Genomic DNA, 14,622 nt, shown 5'->3' with positions numbered 1-14,622 from the left:
GCAAGCCATGCAAGACCTCGATCCCGTCGAAACCCAGGAATGGTTGGACGCCCTGGAATCGGTTCTCGACAAAGAAGGCGAAGACCGCGCTCACTATCTGATGACCCGTATGGGCGAACTCGCAACCCGTAGCGGTTCGCAATTGCCTTACGCCATCACCACGCCATACCGCAACACGATCCCCGTTACCCACGAAGCACGCATGCCTGGCGACCTGTTCATGGAACGCCGCATTCGCTCGCTGGTACGCTGGAACGCGATGGCCATGGTGATGCGTACGAACCTGAAAGATTCTGACCTGGGCGGTCACATCTCCAGCTTCGCCTCCAGCGCAACCCTGTATGACATCGGCTTCAACTACTTCTTCCAGGCCCCGACCGACGAACACGGCGGCGACCTGATCTACTTCCAGGGCCACACCTCGCCAGGCGTTTATGCCCGTGCGTTCATGGAAGGCCGCATCACCGAAGACCAGATGAACAACTTCCGTCAGGAAGTCGATGGTCAAGGCCTGTCGTCCTATCCGCACCCGTGGCTGATGCCTGATTTCTGGCAGTTCCCGACCGTATCCATGGGTCTGGGCCCGATCCAGGCGATCTACCAGGCACGCTTCATGAAGTACCTGGAAGCCCGTGGCTTCATCCCTGAAGGCAAGCAAAAAGTCTGGTGCTTCCTGGGCGACGGCGAGTGCGACGAGCCGGAATCCCTGGGCGCGATCTCGCTGGCTGGCCGCGAGAAGCTCGACAACCTGATCTTCGTTATTAACTGCAACCTGCAGCGCCTTGATGGCCCGGTTCGCGGCAACGGCAAGATCATCCAGGAACTCGAAGGCGTGTTCCGCGGTGCTCAGTGGAACGTGACCAAAGTCATCTGGGGCCGTTTCTGGGACCCACTGTTGGCCAAAGACGTCGACGGTATCCTGCAACGTCGCATGGACGAAGTCATCGACGGCGAGTACCAGAACTACAAAGCCAAAGACGGCGCGTTCGTTCGTGAACACTTCTTCAACTCGCCAGAACTCAAGGCGATGGTTGAAGACTTGTCCGACGACGAGATCTGGAAACTCAACCGTGGCGGCCACGACCCGTACAAGGTCTACGCGGCGTACCACGAAGCGGTCAACCACAAAGAACAACCGACCGTCATCCTGGCCAAGACCATCAAAGGTTATGGCACCGGTGCCGGCGAAGCGAAGAACACCGCGCACAACACCAAGAAGGTTGATGTTGAAAGCCTGAAGCTGTTCCGCGATCGTTTCGACATTCCGGTCAAAGACGAAGAGCTGGAAAACCTGCCGTTCTTCAAGCCAGAACCAAACAGCGCCGAAGCCCGTTACCTGAGCGAGCGCCGCACTGCACTGGGCGGTTTCGTGCCACAGCGCCGTGCGAAGAGCATCAGCGTGCCAACGCCGCCACTCGATACCCTCAAGGCAATCCTTGATGGCTCGGGCGACCGTGAAATTTCCACCACCATGGCGTTCGTGCGGATCCTCGCGCAACTGGTCAAGGACAAGGAAATCGGCTCGCGCATCGTTCCGATCATCCCGGACGAAGCCCGTACTTTCGGTATGGAAGGCATGTTCCGTCAGTTGGGCATCTACTCCTCCGTCGGCCAGCTCTACGAGCCAGTCGATAAAGACCAGGTGATGTTCTACAAGGAAGACAAGAAGGGCCAGATCCTCGAAGAAGGCATCAACGAAGCGGGCGCCATGAGCTCCTTCATCGCTGCCGGTACTTCGTACTCCAGCCACAACCAGCCAATGCTGCCGTTCTACATCTTCTACTCGATGTTCGGCTTCCAGCGTATCGGCGACCTCGCCTGGGCCGCTGGCGACAGCCGCACCCGTGGCTTCCTGATCGGCGGCACCGCCGGCCGGACCACGCTGAACGGCGAAGGCCTGCAACACGAAGACGGTCACAGCCACATCCTGGCTGCCACCATCCCGAACTGCCGCACCTTTGATCCAACCTACGGCTATGAGCTGGCGGTGATCATCCAGGACGGCATGAAGAAGATGACCGAAGAGCAGCAGGACGTTTTCTACTACATCACCGTGATGAACGAGTCCTACCAGCAGCCAGCCATGCCGGCCGGTGTCGAGGAAGGCATCATCAAGGGCATGTACCTGCTCGAGGAAGACACCCGCGAAGCGGCGCACCACGTTCAGCTGATGGGCTCCGGCACCATCCTGCGCGAAGTTCGCGAAGCGGCGAAAATCCTGCGTGAACAGTTCAACGTCGGCGCTGACGTGTGGAGCGTTACCAGCTTCAACGAACTGCGTCGCGACGGCCTGGCCGTAGAGCGCAGCAACCGTCTGCACCCGGGCCAGAAGCCTAAACTGAGCTATGTCGAAGAGTGCCTGAACGGCCGTCAAGGTCCGGTCATCGCGTCTACCGACTACATGAAGCTGTTCGCTGAGCAAATTCGTCAGTGGGTCCCGTCCAAGGAATTCAAAGTCCTGGGCACCGACGGTTTCGGCCGCAGTGACAGCCGTAAGAAGCTGCGTCACTTCTTCGAAGTCGACCGTCATTTCGTGGTGTTGGCAGCCCTGGAAGCCTTGGCTGACCGTGGTGATATCGAGCCTAAAGTGGTGGCAGAAGCCATCGCCAAGTTCGGGATCAACCCGGAAAAACGCAACCCACTGGACTGCTGAGGAGACACTCTGTGAGCGAACTCATTCGCGTACCTGACATCGGCAGCGGTGAAGGTGAAGTAATCGAACTATTTGTGAAGGTCGGCGACCGTGTGGAAGCGGACCAGAGCATCCTGACGCTTGAGTCGGACAAGGCGAGCATGGAAATTCCTGCGCCCAAGGCCGGCATCGTCAAAAGCATCAAAGTGAAGCTGGGCGATCGCCTGAAAGAAGGCGACGAACTGCTGGAGCTGGAAGTCGAAGGTGCCGCTGCTGCGGCCCCTGCGGCGGCTGCTGCGCCGGCTGCCAAAGCTGAAGCGAAACCGGCTGCTGCTCCTGCTCCGGCAGCAGCTGCACCGGCCGCAGCTCCGGCTGCCGCCAGCGTCCAGCAAGTGCACGTGCCGGACATCGGTTCGTCGGGCAAGGCCCAGATCATCGAGATCCAGGTCAAGGTCGGCGACACCGTCGAGGCTGATCAGTCGCTGATCACCCTGGAATCCGACAAGGCCAGCATGGAAATCCCTTCGCCTGCCGCTGGCGTGGTCAAGAGCATCAGCGTCAAGCTCAACGACGAAGTCGGCACTGGCGACCTGATTCTGGATCTGGAAGTAGCGGGTGCTGCGGCCCCTGCTGCTGCCGCGCCAGCCCAGGCGGCTGCGCCAGCTCCGGCCGCCGCTGCTGCTCCAGCCGCCGCGCCTGCTGCACCGGTTGCCGACAGCGTTCAGGACATTCATGTCCCGGACATCGGCTCTTCGGGCAAGGCCAAGATCATCGAAGTCCTGGTCAAGGCCGGCGACACCGTTGAAGCTGATCAGTCGCTGATCACCCTGGAATCCGACAAGGCGAGCATGGAAATTCCATCGCCTGCCGCTGGCGTGGTGGAAAGCGTTTCCGTCAAGCTGGATGACGAAGTCGGTACCGGCGACCTGATCCTGAAGCTGAAAGTCAAAGGCGCTGCGCCTGCTGCTGCCCCGGCGACCGCCGCTGCTGCACCAGCACCTGCGGCGGCCAAGGCTGAAGCTGCTCCGGCAGCCGCCGCCCCGACACCGGCCGCACCGGCTGCTGCACCGGCCAAACCGGGCGCCAAGGTTCACGCTGGCCCGGCTGTACGCCAACTGGCTCGTGAGTTCGGCGTCGAGCTGAACGCTGTCGGCGCCAGTGGTCCGCACGGTCGCATCCTGAAAGAAGACGTGCAGGTTTACGTCAAGGCCATGATGCAGAAGGCCAAGGAAGCACCGGCCGCTGCTGCTGGCGTAACCGGCGGCGCGGGCATCCCGCCGATTCCGGTCGTGGACTTCAGCCGCTTCGGTGAGACCGAAGAAGTGCCGATGACCCGCCTGATGCAAATCGGCGCGTCGAGCCTGCACCGCAGCTGGCTGAACATTCCGCACGTGACTCAGTTCGATTCGGCTGATATCACCGACCTGGAAGCGTTCCGTATCGCTCAGAAAGCCGTTGCAGAGAAGGCTGGCGTCAAGCTGACCATCCTGCCGCTGCTGCTCAAATCCTGCGCGCACCTGCTCAAGGAACTGCCGGACTTCAACAGTTCGCTGGCACCAAGCGGCAAAGCGATCATCCGCAAGAAATACGTGAACATCGGCTTCGCCGTCGACACCCCTGAAGGCCTGCTGGTACCGGTCATCAAGAACGTCGATCAGAAGAGTCTGTTGCAACTGGCAGCCGAAGCCGCTGTGCTGGCCGCCAAAGCCCGCGACAAAAAGCTCACCGCTGACGACATGCAAGGTGCCTGCTTCACCATTTCCAGCCTCGGCCACATTGGCGGCACCGGCTTCACGCCGATCGTCAACGCGCCGGAAGTGGCGATCCTCGGTGTTTCCAAGGCAACCATCCAGCCAGTCTGGGACGGCAAAGCCTTCCAGCCGAAACTGATGCTGCCACTGTCGCTGTCCTACGATCACCGTGTGATCAACGGCGCCGCTGCTGCACGCTTCACCAAGCGTCTGAGCGACCTGCTGGCGGACATCCGCACCATCCTGCTGTAACACCGACCGGCCCTCCTTCACCGGAGGGCCCGTCGCGTTCCACGTTTTCCGAGCGCCACGCTCGTACCTCAACCCCGCCAGTTTGGCGGGGCTTTTTTTGCCTGGAAGAAAGTCACCCGACGCCCCTTTTCCTACATTCGCGGCTTACGTCGCCCACAACTCCAGTCCACTTCTTCTCGATATTTATTGCTAACCAATAACTAAGCTTAGTTCAACTAATTATCGTCAAACCTTCATCTGCCAATTTTGCTTAACTAGTATTAATTCGAATGGATTCGAACATGTTCAAACCGACTGTCGGCCCCATTATGGGCCACACAACAACTAACCACGCACGCATCTTCTTGCGTGGCGAACTTCAAAACAATGCACCGGTCTTTGCAGGCATTCGTTATCGCCGGCTCGGCGAAGAGCGATGGTCCCGAGGTGTATTTGCAAAGTTAACGATCTTGCATGATATGTCCGATGTCATCGCACTCAACGATCTTGCCGCCGATACCGAGTACGAATACCAGGCGGGCTGGTTCAGCCCCATGAGCCCGGTGCACACCGTGGAAACGGTTCAGGAATTGCCGCTGCAATGGCCGCGCGACATCTACCGGTTTCGCACACAGTCCAGCAAAACCACGATTCCACGGGCCTACATCGTCGGTTCATGTCGCTACCTGCGCATGACCGCTGGCATCCCGTCTGCGCCGCATCTGGGGGACCGGATTTTCGCCTCGATCACGAATCTGGCGCAGAAGGCCGAGCCGCCCATCAGTGCTATGCTGATGACCGGCGATCAAATTTATGTCGATGACCTGAACGTCATTGCTCCCGACCGGGAATACAAGGCAATACTCAGTAAGTACCGCGCCGCTTTTTCCCAACCCAATATTGCAAAGTTAATGTCCGGCGTGCCGACTTACATGATCCTCGACGATCACGAAACAGAAGACAACTGGCCCGCCAACGAAAGTAAAGCCGATGCCTACTTATACAAAAACGCCATCGCGGCGTATGAGTTGTATCAAGCCAGTCATAGCCCGGCGCATGAACTTCTTGCCAACGGGCAAATAAATAGAAAACTGCAGCACTATTGGTATCAATTCGCCGAAGGTGATATCGAATGGTTTGTCACTGACAGTCGAACCCGACGCAACCTGTCGGCCAATGATCGACGCATCCTCGACGAAGAGCAGGAACAGGCCTTGTGCAAATGGTTGATTCACAGCCGAGCCAGGGTCAAATTCGTGGTCACCAGCGTGATGTTCTATCCCGACCGCAAAGCCCATGGCGACGACGCCTGGAAGGCCTTTCCCGAACAGCGTCTGCGGCTGCTGGAGACCATTCGTACACACCGTATCAAGAACGTCTTCTTCGTTTCCGGCGATGTCCATGGCTCCCTGACCAGTCGCCTGACCCATAGCGAGGACCCGGACTTCGAAGTTCACACCATCGTTTCTTCACCGCTGTGCAACAGCAAGCTGCTGCCGTACGCCAAGGCATCCACCTTCATCCTCGATCAACCGTTGGCGCGAACAGCCGTTGGCGACTATCAGCATGGCCTGACCAGCCAGGTGGTCAGCCAGGACAATTTCGCTCATTTGATTGTCGATGCCGAACAGGTTCGCGTCAGTTATCACAATCGGGACGGCAACTTTTTGCAGTCGACCAACATTAAATTGCGTTAATGCCACAACACTTGTGGGAGCGGGCTTGCTCGCTCCCACAGGTTGTAATCCTTTAGCTGAGCCTATTTTTGTGCTTGAAAACATTACTTTTTGGCCCTCGACTGGAGAAATCCTCCCTCCTGCCGACATATTCTTATAGCACTTGGCCTTCATGTCTCTTGTCAGTCAGTGTCGCAATGATGCAACCTTGCCGCAGGTCACAGTAAAAAGGGCGAGAGCCCGGCGCGTTCAGCCTATTCGAAGCGAGTTTCCCTCCATATGAAGAGCCAACCCGATGCCGCCAGCCGTATGGTGGCCGAGGTAGTGACGCAGTTGCCTGTGCCCTCGCGGCTTGGCATGCTGCGTTTCGAACGGCTGAATGAAGCGAGCTGGGCGCTGCTGTTTCTCGATCCCAATTGCGAACGACAGTTCGGCCTGCCGGCGGTGGAGCTCTGTGCTCTGGTCGGCTCGCCCTACGCCAGCCTGATGGAGCCCGAAGCGCGTTATCAGCTGCATGACGCGGTTCAGCAGCAACTCACCCAAGCCCCGCATTACCTGATCCGCTACACCCTGCACACCGCCGCAGGCCCCTTGAACCTGCTGGAACTGGGCGAAGCCTACAAACAACACAATCGACACCTGCTGCGCGGCTACCTGCTGGTGGTCGACGGCCTGTTCGAGGGCGAGCAACTGTTGCCGTCCCTGGACCTCGAAACCCAGAACTCTCGCCTGCAAATCGCCCTGGAACTCAATCAGCGCGCCCAGCAGGAACAGCTTCTGCACCTGGACCGGGTGCGCGCCCAGCAAGACTTGATCCTGCTGCTGACCCGTCAGCGCTATAGCAGCAACAACTCCCTGAAAGAAGCCGCCGAACTGATCACTCGCAGTGCCTGCGACATTTACGAAATCGACTGCGCCAGCCTGTGGAACCTCGAAGGTTCACAGCTCGTGCCGATTTCGGCCTATCACCGCGCCAGCCAGGAATACCTGCTGCCGGAGCCGATTGACGTCAGTCTCTTCCCTGATTACCTGGACGCCTTGCACACCGGCCGCGCCATCGACGCCCACAACGCCATGTGCGACCCGCGCACCCGGGAAATGGCCGAACACCTGCGCTCGCGTGATGTGAACGCCATGCTCGACGCCAGCATCCGCGTCGACGGCCAAGTGGTCGGCGTACTCTGCCTGGAACAGACCGGTACGACCCGCGCCTGGCAATCGGACGAAATTGCTTTTGCCGGTGAGTTGGCGGATCAGTTTGCCCAAGTCATCAACAACCACAACCGCCGCACCGCCACCAGCGCCCTGCACCTGTTCCAGCGTGCGGTCGAGCAAAGCGCCAACGCCTTTTTGCTGGTCAATTGCGACGGTGTGGTGGAATACGTCAACCCGAGTTTCACGGCGATTACCCAGTACACCACCGAAGAAGTCCACGGCCAGCGGCTGTCGGAACTGCCGGCACTGGAAAACCTCAGCGAGCTGCTGTTCGACGCGCCCTCGGCGCTGGCCAAGAGCAACAGCTGGCAGGGTGAGTTCAAAAGCCGCCGTAAAAACCTCGAACCCTACTGGGGCCAGTTGTCGATTTCCAAGGTTTACGGCGACAACCGTGAGCTGACGCATTACATCGGCATCTACGAAGACATCACCCAGACCAAGCTCGCCCAGCAGCGCATCGAGCGTCTGGCTTACACCGATAACCTGACCAACCTCGGCAACCGCCCGGCCTTCATCCGCAACCTCGATGAACGTTTCGCCCGAGACAGCGATACCCCCATCAGCTTGTTGCTGGTGGACATCGACAACTTCAAGCGGATCAACGACAGCCTCGGCCACCAGACCGGCGACAAACTGTTGATCAGCCTGGCCCGACGCCTGCGCAACAGCCTGAGCCCGAGCGGCAGTCTGGCGCGGTTCGCCAGTAATGAATTCGCCGTGCTGCTGGACGACACCGACCTGCGGGCGGGCCAACAAATTGCCAATCAATTGCTGGCGACCCTCGACAAACCGATGTTCGTCGACAACCAGCTGATCAGCGTCACCGGCTCCGTAGGCCTGGCCTGCGCGCCGCTGCACGGTCGCGACCCGCAAACCCTGATGCGCAACGCCGGCCTCGCCCTGCACAAGGCCAAAGCCAACGGGAAACATCAGGTTCAGGTGTTCACCGAAGCGCTGAACGCCGAAGCCAGTTACAAATTGTTCGTCGAAAACAACCTGCGCCGCGCCCTGACCCAGAACGAGCTGGACGTGTTCTACCAGCCCAAGCTCTGCCTGCGCAGCGGTCGTCTGTTGGGGATGGAAGCGCTGCTGCGCTGGAACCATCCGGAAAAAGGCATGATCCGCCCGGACCAGTTCATCAGCGTCGCCGAAGAAACCGGCCTGATCATTCCCATCGGCAAATGGGTCGCCCGCCAGGCGTGCCGCATGAGCAAAGACCTGACCGCCGCTGGCCTGGGCAATCTTCAGGTGGCGATCAACCTGTCGCCCAAGCAGTTCTCCGATCCGGACCTGGTGTCGTCCATCGCCAACATCCTCAAAGAAGAAGCGCTACCGGCAAACCTGCTGGAACTCGAACTCACCGAAGGCCTGCTGCTGGAAGCCACCGAAGACACCCACTTGCAGCTCGATCAGCTCAAGCGCCTGGGCCTGACCCTGGCCATGGATGACTTCGGCACCGGTTACTCGTCGCTCAGCTACCTGAAAAAATTCCCGATCGACATCATCAAGATTGATCGAAGCTTCATCCACGAAATCCCGGACAACCAGGACGACATGGAAATCACCTCCGCAGTGATCGCCATGGCCCACAACCTGAAACTCAAGGTCGTGGCTGAAGGCATCGAAACCGCCGAGCAGTTGGCTTTCCTGCGCCGTCACCGCTGCGACGTCGGCCAGGGTTACCTGTTCGACCGACCGATCCCCGGCGTAGAGCTGATCGAAAAGCTCAAGCGCTACCCGCGTGGCCCGCTATCTCTATAACACTGCAGTCTCCCTGTGGGAGCGAGCCTGCTCGCGATAGCGGTGTATCAGCGACAACGATGCAGACTGCCACGACGCCATCGCGAGCAGGCTCACTCCCACATTTTGGGTAGTGATTAACTTGGCATCATTGGGCAAACTGGCGGTCTGACTTTCTACATTCAAACCTGACTGAGAGGACTGATCATGGTTCTGCGCTCGGAAATTCTGGTGAACAAAAACGTGCTCCCGACTAAAGAACAAGCTCTGCCCGGCCGTGAAACCCCAATGACCGTGCCGGAAAAACACTTCGTCCACGACGCCCCGCTGCTCGGCCCGTTCGCGATGGACGTGGATTTCGCGATCTTCGGCCTCGGCTGCTTCTGGGGCGCAGAGCGCAAGTTCTGGCAGCGCGAAGGCGTGGTCAGTACGGCGGTGGGCTACGCTGGCGGCTTTACGCCGAACCCGACGTATGAAGAAGTCTGCTCGGGCCTGACCGGCCATAGCGAAGTGGTACTGGTGGTCTACGAGCCGGCGAAAGTCAGCTACGAAGAGCTGCTGAAAATGTTCTGGGAACTGCACAACCCGACTCAGGGCATGCGCCAGGGCAATGACATCGGTACTCAGTACCGCTCGGTGATCTACGCCACCAACCCGACTCAACTGGCGGCGGCCGAACACAGCAAGCAGGTGTTCCAGGCGGAGTTGACCAAGGCTGGGAAAGGCACCATCACCACTGAAATCGACGAAGCCCCGACGTTCTACTTTGCCGAGGCTTACCACCAGCAATACCTGGCGAAAAACCCTGAAGGGTATTGCGGGATTGGCGGTACCGGCGTGACTTGCCCGATCTGACACCGCACTGATCGTTCCCACGCTCTGCGTGGGAATGCCTCAAGGGACGCTCTGCGTCCGCTTCGGCAGGGACGCGGAGCGTCCCGGGCTGCATTCCCACACAGAGCGTGGGAACGATCACTGGTCAACTCTCAGCGATCAACCAATCCATCTGCCACCCACCCTGGGTCTGCCCCAACTTCTTGGACAACCACGGCAGCAACTCACGCAATTCCTCTTCCAGCCCCCACGGCGGATTCGCAATCGCCAACCCCGAACCGTTCAGGCTGTTCGGCGTATCCAGCGGATGCACCAGCAACTCGACCCGCAGCAACTTCGGCGCGCCCGTACCCGCCAGGTCCTGATAAAAACGACGCAACAGGCGCTGGTCCTTCACCGGGTACCAGATCGCCGCCACCGTTTGGCGCATCCGGCCAATCGCCTCTTTCAGCGACGCCGCACAGCGCTGCATCTCATCCAGCTGCTCGAACGGCGGATCAATCAACATCACCGCCCGCTTCTCCTGCACTGGCAACATCGCACGCGGCACATGCCAGCCTTCACCCAGATGCACCTTCACCCGACGGTCGCCCGCCATGTTGTCCTTGAGCAGCAAGCCGTCCTCGGGGTGCTTCTCATTGAGCATCACCCGATCCTGCGGCCGCGTCAGCCGCCGCGCCAACTCCGGCGACCCCGGGTAATAGCGCAACTGACCATCCGGGTTCATGTCGTGCAGCACCTTCATGTAATCAGCGGTCAACGCCGGCAGATCCGGCTGATCCCACAAACGCGCAATACCTTCCAGGTACTCACCGGTACGGCTCGCCTGATCACCCTGCAGGTCATACAGACCAATGCCGGCGTGAGTGTCGAGATAGGCAAACGGCTGCTCCTTGCGCGACATCAAAGCGATGATGCGGGTCAAAGTCAGGTGTTTGAACACATCGGCGTGATTGCCGGCATGGAAGGCGTGACGATAATTCATGGCTGCTCCTGCGAAGGGCGGGAAGTTTACCTTGAAGCGAGGCGAACGTCAGGGCCTCACAGCCGAGCGGGCAGACGAAAACCCGCTGGCGAGGGCGCGTGCGACCGGCACATACTCCCGACACACCGAGCGACACACTCACCCCAACCAATGACAGGGAATCAAAAAACCGATGCGTATTCTATGGTCGGCGCTTGTTTATTTACTGTCGGCAAGCCACGTTTTTGCTGACGAGTCGCACATGGCGGAGGCGCGCCAATCCTTAAAAAATTACGGGCTTAGCCATTGCATTCTCAAGCACTTTAAAGAGAAGTCCGAGTTAGAAGCGGATATCGGGCGATCGGCGGGTGCTTACTCGTTCATGGGTAACGGCATGCATACCGTGGTTCAGGATGAAGACACCTTGAAGGTCACACATGACCCTTACATGAATACCCGAATCTACGTATTTAATGCTTATGACAACACCTCATCTGTCAGCAAATACACGGACAAGAAGCTGGTAATGCATGGATGCTTGAGCGTTTACAACTCGCCGGCGTTTGACGCCTTTATCAAGACCCAGGATCAATTCATCACCGAATAAGCTTCTGAAACCCACCATTCAGATCAGATTAGTGCTGAACAGACTGAGATCCAGATTTTTCAAACACCGATAATAAAACTCAGCGCTACTGCTGACTTGGTCATGCCTGAAATCAAGTATCGGCTTATAGAGCGACTGAATCGCGGGGTCCTTGATGGATCGCATACTGTCCAGGACAAGACAGATTTCATAAATCTTCTCCTCCCGCTCCTCGTTCATACGCCGATAGTCTTCTCTCGACATAATTCCAAGAAAACGAGAGAAAATAAAAAGGTAGACCCGCGTTATTTCTAAACATCCACAGAAACGTCTTTGCCAGCAAGCCTACAAAATATAGCCGTGCCAGACAGGCAGGATCGGCGGCAAAATCCAGCAGACCCTTGACGCCGAAAAACTGAAAAACTGCGATTTCAAAGCGTGCTGCATCGCCATCATCGCCACTTTCATAGGCATCGATGATGATATCGCTGTAGGCCCATTCTTCGATTAATTCCCGTGTTAGCTGTTGACCCGACATACCTGCCCTCTTGTTTTCAGGAAACGCTTTTAACGCGCCGCTCTGCGTTCCAGCCACACTGCCGATTCGGGCCTGACACCGATGTGACGCAGAGCGTCACGGGCTGCATTCCCACGCAGAGCGTGGGAACGATCTTTCAGCAGCCCTACTCCGAAGACCGAGCCTTCAATCGTCGCCCTAACACATCCAGCACATCACACCCATCCCGCAACGGAATGGCACAGAGCAAAGCAAAATCACTAAGAATGAAGGACTGACACTCGATCGAACCGCGCATGGACAAGTTCTCCATCACTTGGGTGACGGCCCGAATTCGGTAGTTGGCCGCGTCATACAAAACATCCAGCGGCGCTTGGGTGTCGACGAACAGGGTCGGCATGTCGTCGCAATTGCTGGTGAGCGCCATGAAACGGCTTTGGGGATGGGGGGTTGGTTTTACGTAGGGTGGATCGGGGTGAAGTGTTTTCATTTTTTGAGACCTTGGTGGATAAATTCAAGCTACCAACGGCCTTTCCTACGGGCTTGGGTGGCAGCCGTGCGCGGGAGTAGGAAACTGAGGATCCACCAAACTCAGCCACGCCGAAGCGTGTCCCACGCACAGCCGCCGCGAACGATCTTACGGACACGAATAAAGTGCCGCAATCAAACGACAGCGCTGACGCGCGGTGAATTTCCAAGGGTTCCTACACCCTGCCACTGCATTTGCAGCGACAGCCAAAGACTATCCATGGATCTCACTTCGCACCAGTTCATGGAAACCGATATGGTTTGAAGGAAACTTCCGACGATCTTGCCCAGAAATTTCGCTCAAAAAAGCAAACGTGGCAAAAGGCTTCACTGAAGCTGGGCTTGATTTCGCCGCCTGTGAATCCACCACCTATAGCTGCCGCTCAGTAGCGACAGAATTCGGCCCAGAGTGTGTAAAAACGCCTGCCACTCTCTTACCGCCGACTTCAGACGGAGCAGAATGCCAAGCTATCAAGATCGATCTCGGTGTAGCTCCCAAAATCGCCCTTGTAGAGACAAATCTTGGAAACTCCTAACTCGGCCTGTAAGAACTCAACAAGCTTTCTAAGGTTACCGTTTTTAGACATCGTAGTCGGACTTACTACCATTGCCTGTCCGGGTCCGTCATCGTAAAGTCTGATCAGAAACACATCCTCTTCGTTCTGTATGTCGTAGTTATAACCGCGGTACGCATATCCAACATCGTAGTCGACATCATCAAATCGAGTAGATTTCACTATCTTCAAAGCAGCAGTCCGTCAAATATCACTCATCAACATAAATGGTACGGATTTATTTGTTGAGCAAGGAATTGGAATAACGCGGAAAATCTAGCACTCATTATTCTGCATCCTGAGCCTTAGTTTAAGTACTAGCCTTCACCAAGTTGAAAAGTCCTCCTGACTCGCTTTATACAGATCATCAACCCACGCTTCGGACAATTTGACGTACACATCCTCAAAAAACGCTTTTGGATCTTTCATTTCATTCCACCCAAGAGGAAGCGAGGAATGAGACCTCGAATCATGCTCCAAAATTTCAGCAAACACACTTGAGTCACCATCAAGAGCCTCTCTCAACACAAAAAACAAAACAAACTTGTGTCGATAACTCAACGCAGCGAAGCGCTTGACAATAAACCGGGATATTAAAAATTCTCTATCTGAAGGACACTCAGGATCGTACGCCGACAATTCAACCCCAAGACTCTCCTCGCGATCATATATATCGAACCCACCAAGAAAGTGCTCTACGCTTGGATTATATTGAACATTCAGATACGGATGCATCAGCATTAGATTTTCTCTATAGGATAAAGCGCTATAGGCTGCAATGTCTCAAAGTCGAATTTCATCTCAAAGGCATTCATCTGAGGAATAAAACGCGGATTTTCTGGATCTAAAGGATTAGGCTCATATCCCTGACCTACATTTTCAGCCTCCATTCTTACTACCAAATTTCCTTTTCTATCCTCCCCAGTAAAACGAGACATTTTTCTAGTCTCCCTTGTCATCGCTTCATTATAAGCATTCAGCTGTGCTCTATAGCTTATAAACCTAGAGCTTGGAACGGCTCTCCACCTCTTGCTTTCACCATGAAGTTCGCAGCTAGTGGATTTTTGCTGAACAGCAGAATCCGAGCTCTCCGCCCGATTCTTATACGTAGCTCGCAGCATAGAAATCCATTTTTTAATAGATATTAATAACGCCATTTTTCAAAAACCGACCATAACGGAACAAAATAAAATACTAAAAAGCAAAAAGAGGAAGGATTTATTGCTCTTACTAACAATACCTTCGAAACCGGCATAAAAAATAAATCCGCCCCCCTTTATTGACAACTCATCAAAATCAATAGCTCAACACTACCAATTAACTTTACACTTAAAGTAGAGATTTGACATAGAGCCAGAAACCCTCTCTACTTCTCCAAGATTCACATATTCACT

General features: G+C 56.4%; 11 protein-coding genes. 6 read left to right on the top strand and 5 right to left on the bottom strand.

Features of this window, described 5'->3' with window-relative positions; translation table 11 throughout:
- Positions 1-7 precede the first annotated feature (7 nt).
- The 5 genes from aceE (at position 8) to msrA (ending at position 10,100) form a co-directional block, all read left to right on the top strand.
- Positions 8-2,653, top strand: coding sequence for a pyruvate dehydrogenase (acetyl-transferring), homodimeric type (gene aceE / locus IB252_RS19320; RefSeq protein WP_111449320.1), 2,646 nt, complete (start codon positions 8-10; stop codon positions 2,651-2,653).
- 11 nt (positions 2,654-2,664) lie between these two features.
- A complete protein-coding gene (gene aceF / locus IB252_RS19315) occupies positions 2,665-4,635 on the top strand; it encodes a dihydrolipoyllysine-residue acetyltransferase (RefSeq protein WP_192409943.1) in 1,971 nt (656 codons plus the stop codon).
- A 281-nt stretch (positions 4,636-4,916) separates the two neighbouring features.
- Entirely contained in the window at positions 4,917-6,311 is a 1,395-nt protein-coding gene (locus IB252_RS19310) for an alkaline phosphatase D family protein (RefSeq protein WP_192409942.1), read from the top strand.
- Between the two features lie 258 nt (positions 6,312-6,569).
- Entirely contained in the window at positions 6,570-9,266 is a 2,697-nt protein-coding gene (locus IB252_RS19305) for a putative bifunctional diguanylate cyclase/phosphodiesterase (RefSeq protein WP_192409941.1), read from the top strand.
- A gap of 186 nt (positions 9,267-9,452) precedes the next feature.
- Positions 9,453-10,100, top strand: coding sequence for a peptide-methionine (S)-S-oxide reductase MsrA (gene msrA, locus IB252_RS19300; RefSeq protein WP_192409940.1), 648 nt, complete (start codon positions 9,453-9,455; stop codon positions 10,098-10,100).
- 124 nt (positions 10,101-10,224) lie between these two features.
- Here the strand turns inward: msrA and IB252_RS19295 are convergent, their stop codons facing one another.
- The gene (locus tag IB252_RS19295) at positions 10,225-11,064 is read right to left on the bottom strand and encodes a 23S rRNA (adenine(2030)-N(6))-methyltransferase RlmJ (RefSeq protein ID WP_111449325.1); all 840 of its coding nucleotides are present in this window, start codon (positions 11,062-11,064) and stop codon (positions 10,225-10,227) included.
- A 172-nt stretch (positions 11,065-11,236) separates the two neighbouring features.
- On the opposite strand from IB252_RS19295, the gene IB252_RS19290 reads away from it, so the two are divergent.
- Entirely contained in the window at positions 11,237-11,650 is a 414-nt protein-coding gene (locus tag IB252_RS19290) for a hypothetical protein (RefSeq protein ID WP_192409939.1), read from the top strand.
- A 187-nt stretch (positions 11,651-11,837) separates the two neighbouring features.
- Here IB252_RS19290 and IB252_RS19285 read toward each other — a convergent pair whose 3' ends face one another.
- From IB252_RS19285 to IB252_RS19270, 4 genes are all read right to left on the bottom strand, one after another.
- Entirely contained in the window at positions 11,838-12,167 is a 330-nt protein-coding gene (locus tag IB252_RS19285) for a hypothetical protein (protein ID WP_192409938.1), read from the bottom strand.
- Positions 12,168-12,312: 145 nt separating this feature from the next.
- Positions 12,313-12,636 (bottom strand): hypothetical protein, encoded by a 324-nt coding sequence (locus IB252_RS19280; RefSeq protein WP_134100045.1) that lies wholly within the window; start codon positions 12,634-12,636, stop codon positions 12,313-12,315.
- Positions 12,637-13,552: 916 nt separating this feature from the next.
- Entirely contained in the window at positions 13,553-13,969 is a 417-nt protein-coding gene (locus IB252_RS19275) for a hypothetical protein (RefSeq protein ID WP_192409937.1), read from the bottom strand.
- Positions 13,969-14,166 (bottom strand): hypothetical protein, encoded by a 198-nt coding sequence (locus tag IB252_RS19270; RefSeq protein WP_192409936.1) that lies wholly within the window; start codon positions 14,164-14,166, stop codon positions 13,969-13,971. Before IB252_RS19270 ends, IB252_RS19275 begins: the two co-directional genes overlap by 1 nt.
- Between the last annotated feature and the right edge of the window lie 456 nt (positions 14,167-14,622).

The sequence above is a fragment of the Pseudomonas sp. PDM10 genome, assembly GCF_014852295.1.
Lineage (GTDB): Bacteria > Pseudomonadota > Gammaproteobacteria > Pseudomonadales > Pseudomonadaceae > Aquipseudomonas.
This window is presented reverse-complemented; position numbering and strand designations above follow the sequence as displayed.

Excerpts from the sequence above, each read along its gene's own strand:
- aceE (WP_111449320.1), top strand. The coding sequence starts at position 8 with ATGCAAGACCTCGATCCCGTCGAAACCCAGGAATGGTTGGACGCCCTG.
- IB252_RS19310 (WP_192409942.1), top strand. The coding sequence starts at position 4,917 with ATGTTCAAACCGACTGTCGGCCCCATTATGGGCCACACAACAACTAAC.
- IB252_RS19305 (WP_192409941.1), top strand. The coding sequence starts at position 6,570 with ATGAAGAGCCAACCCGATGCCGCCAGCCGTATGGTGGCCGAGGTAGTG.
- msrA (WP_192409940.1), top strand. The coding sequence starts at position 9,453 with ATGGTTCTGCGCTCGGAAATTCTGGTGAACAAAAACGTGCTCCCGACT.
- IB252_RS19295 (WP_111449325.1), bottom strand. The coding sequence starts at position 11,064 with ATGAATTATCGTCACGCCTTCCATGCCGGCAATCACGCCGATGTGTTC.
- IB252_RS19290 (WP_192409939.1), top strand. The coding sequence starts at position 11,237 with ATGCGTATTCTATGGTCGGCGCTTGTTTATTTACTGTCGGCAAGCCAC.
- IB252_RS19285 (WP_192409938.1), bottom strand. The coding sequence starts at position 12,167 with ATGTCGGGTCAACAGCTAACACGGGAATTAATCGAAGAATGGGCCTAC.
- IB252_RS19280 (WP_134100045.1), bottom strand. The coding sequence starts at position 12,636 with ATGAAAACACTTCACCCCGATCCACCCTACGTAAAACCAACCCCCCAT.
- IB252_RS19275 (WP_192409937.1), bottom strand. The coding sequence starts at position 13,969 with ATGCTGATGCATCCGTATCTGAATGTTCAATATAATCCAAGCGTAGAG.
- IB252_RS19270 (WP_192409936.1), bottom strand. The coding sequence starts at position 14,166 with ATGTCTCGTTTTACTGGGGAGGATAGAAAAGGAAATTTGGTAGTAAGA.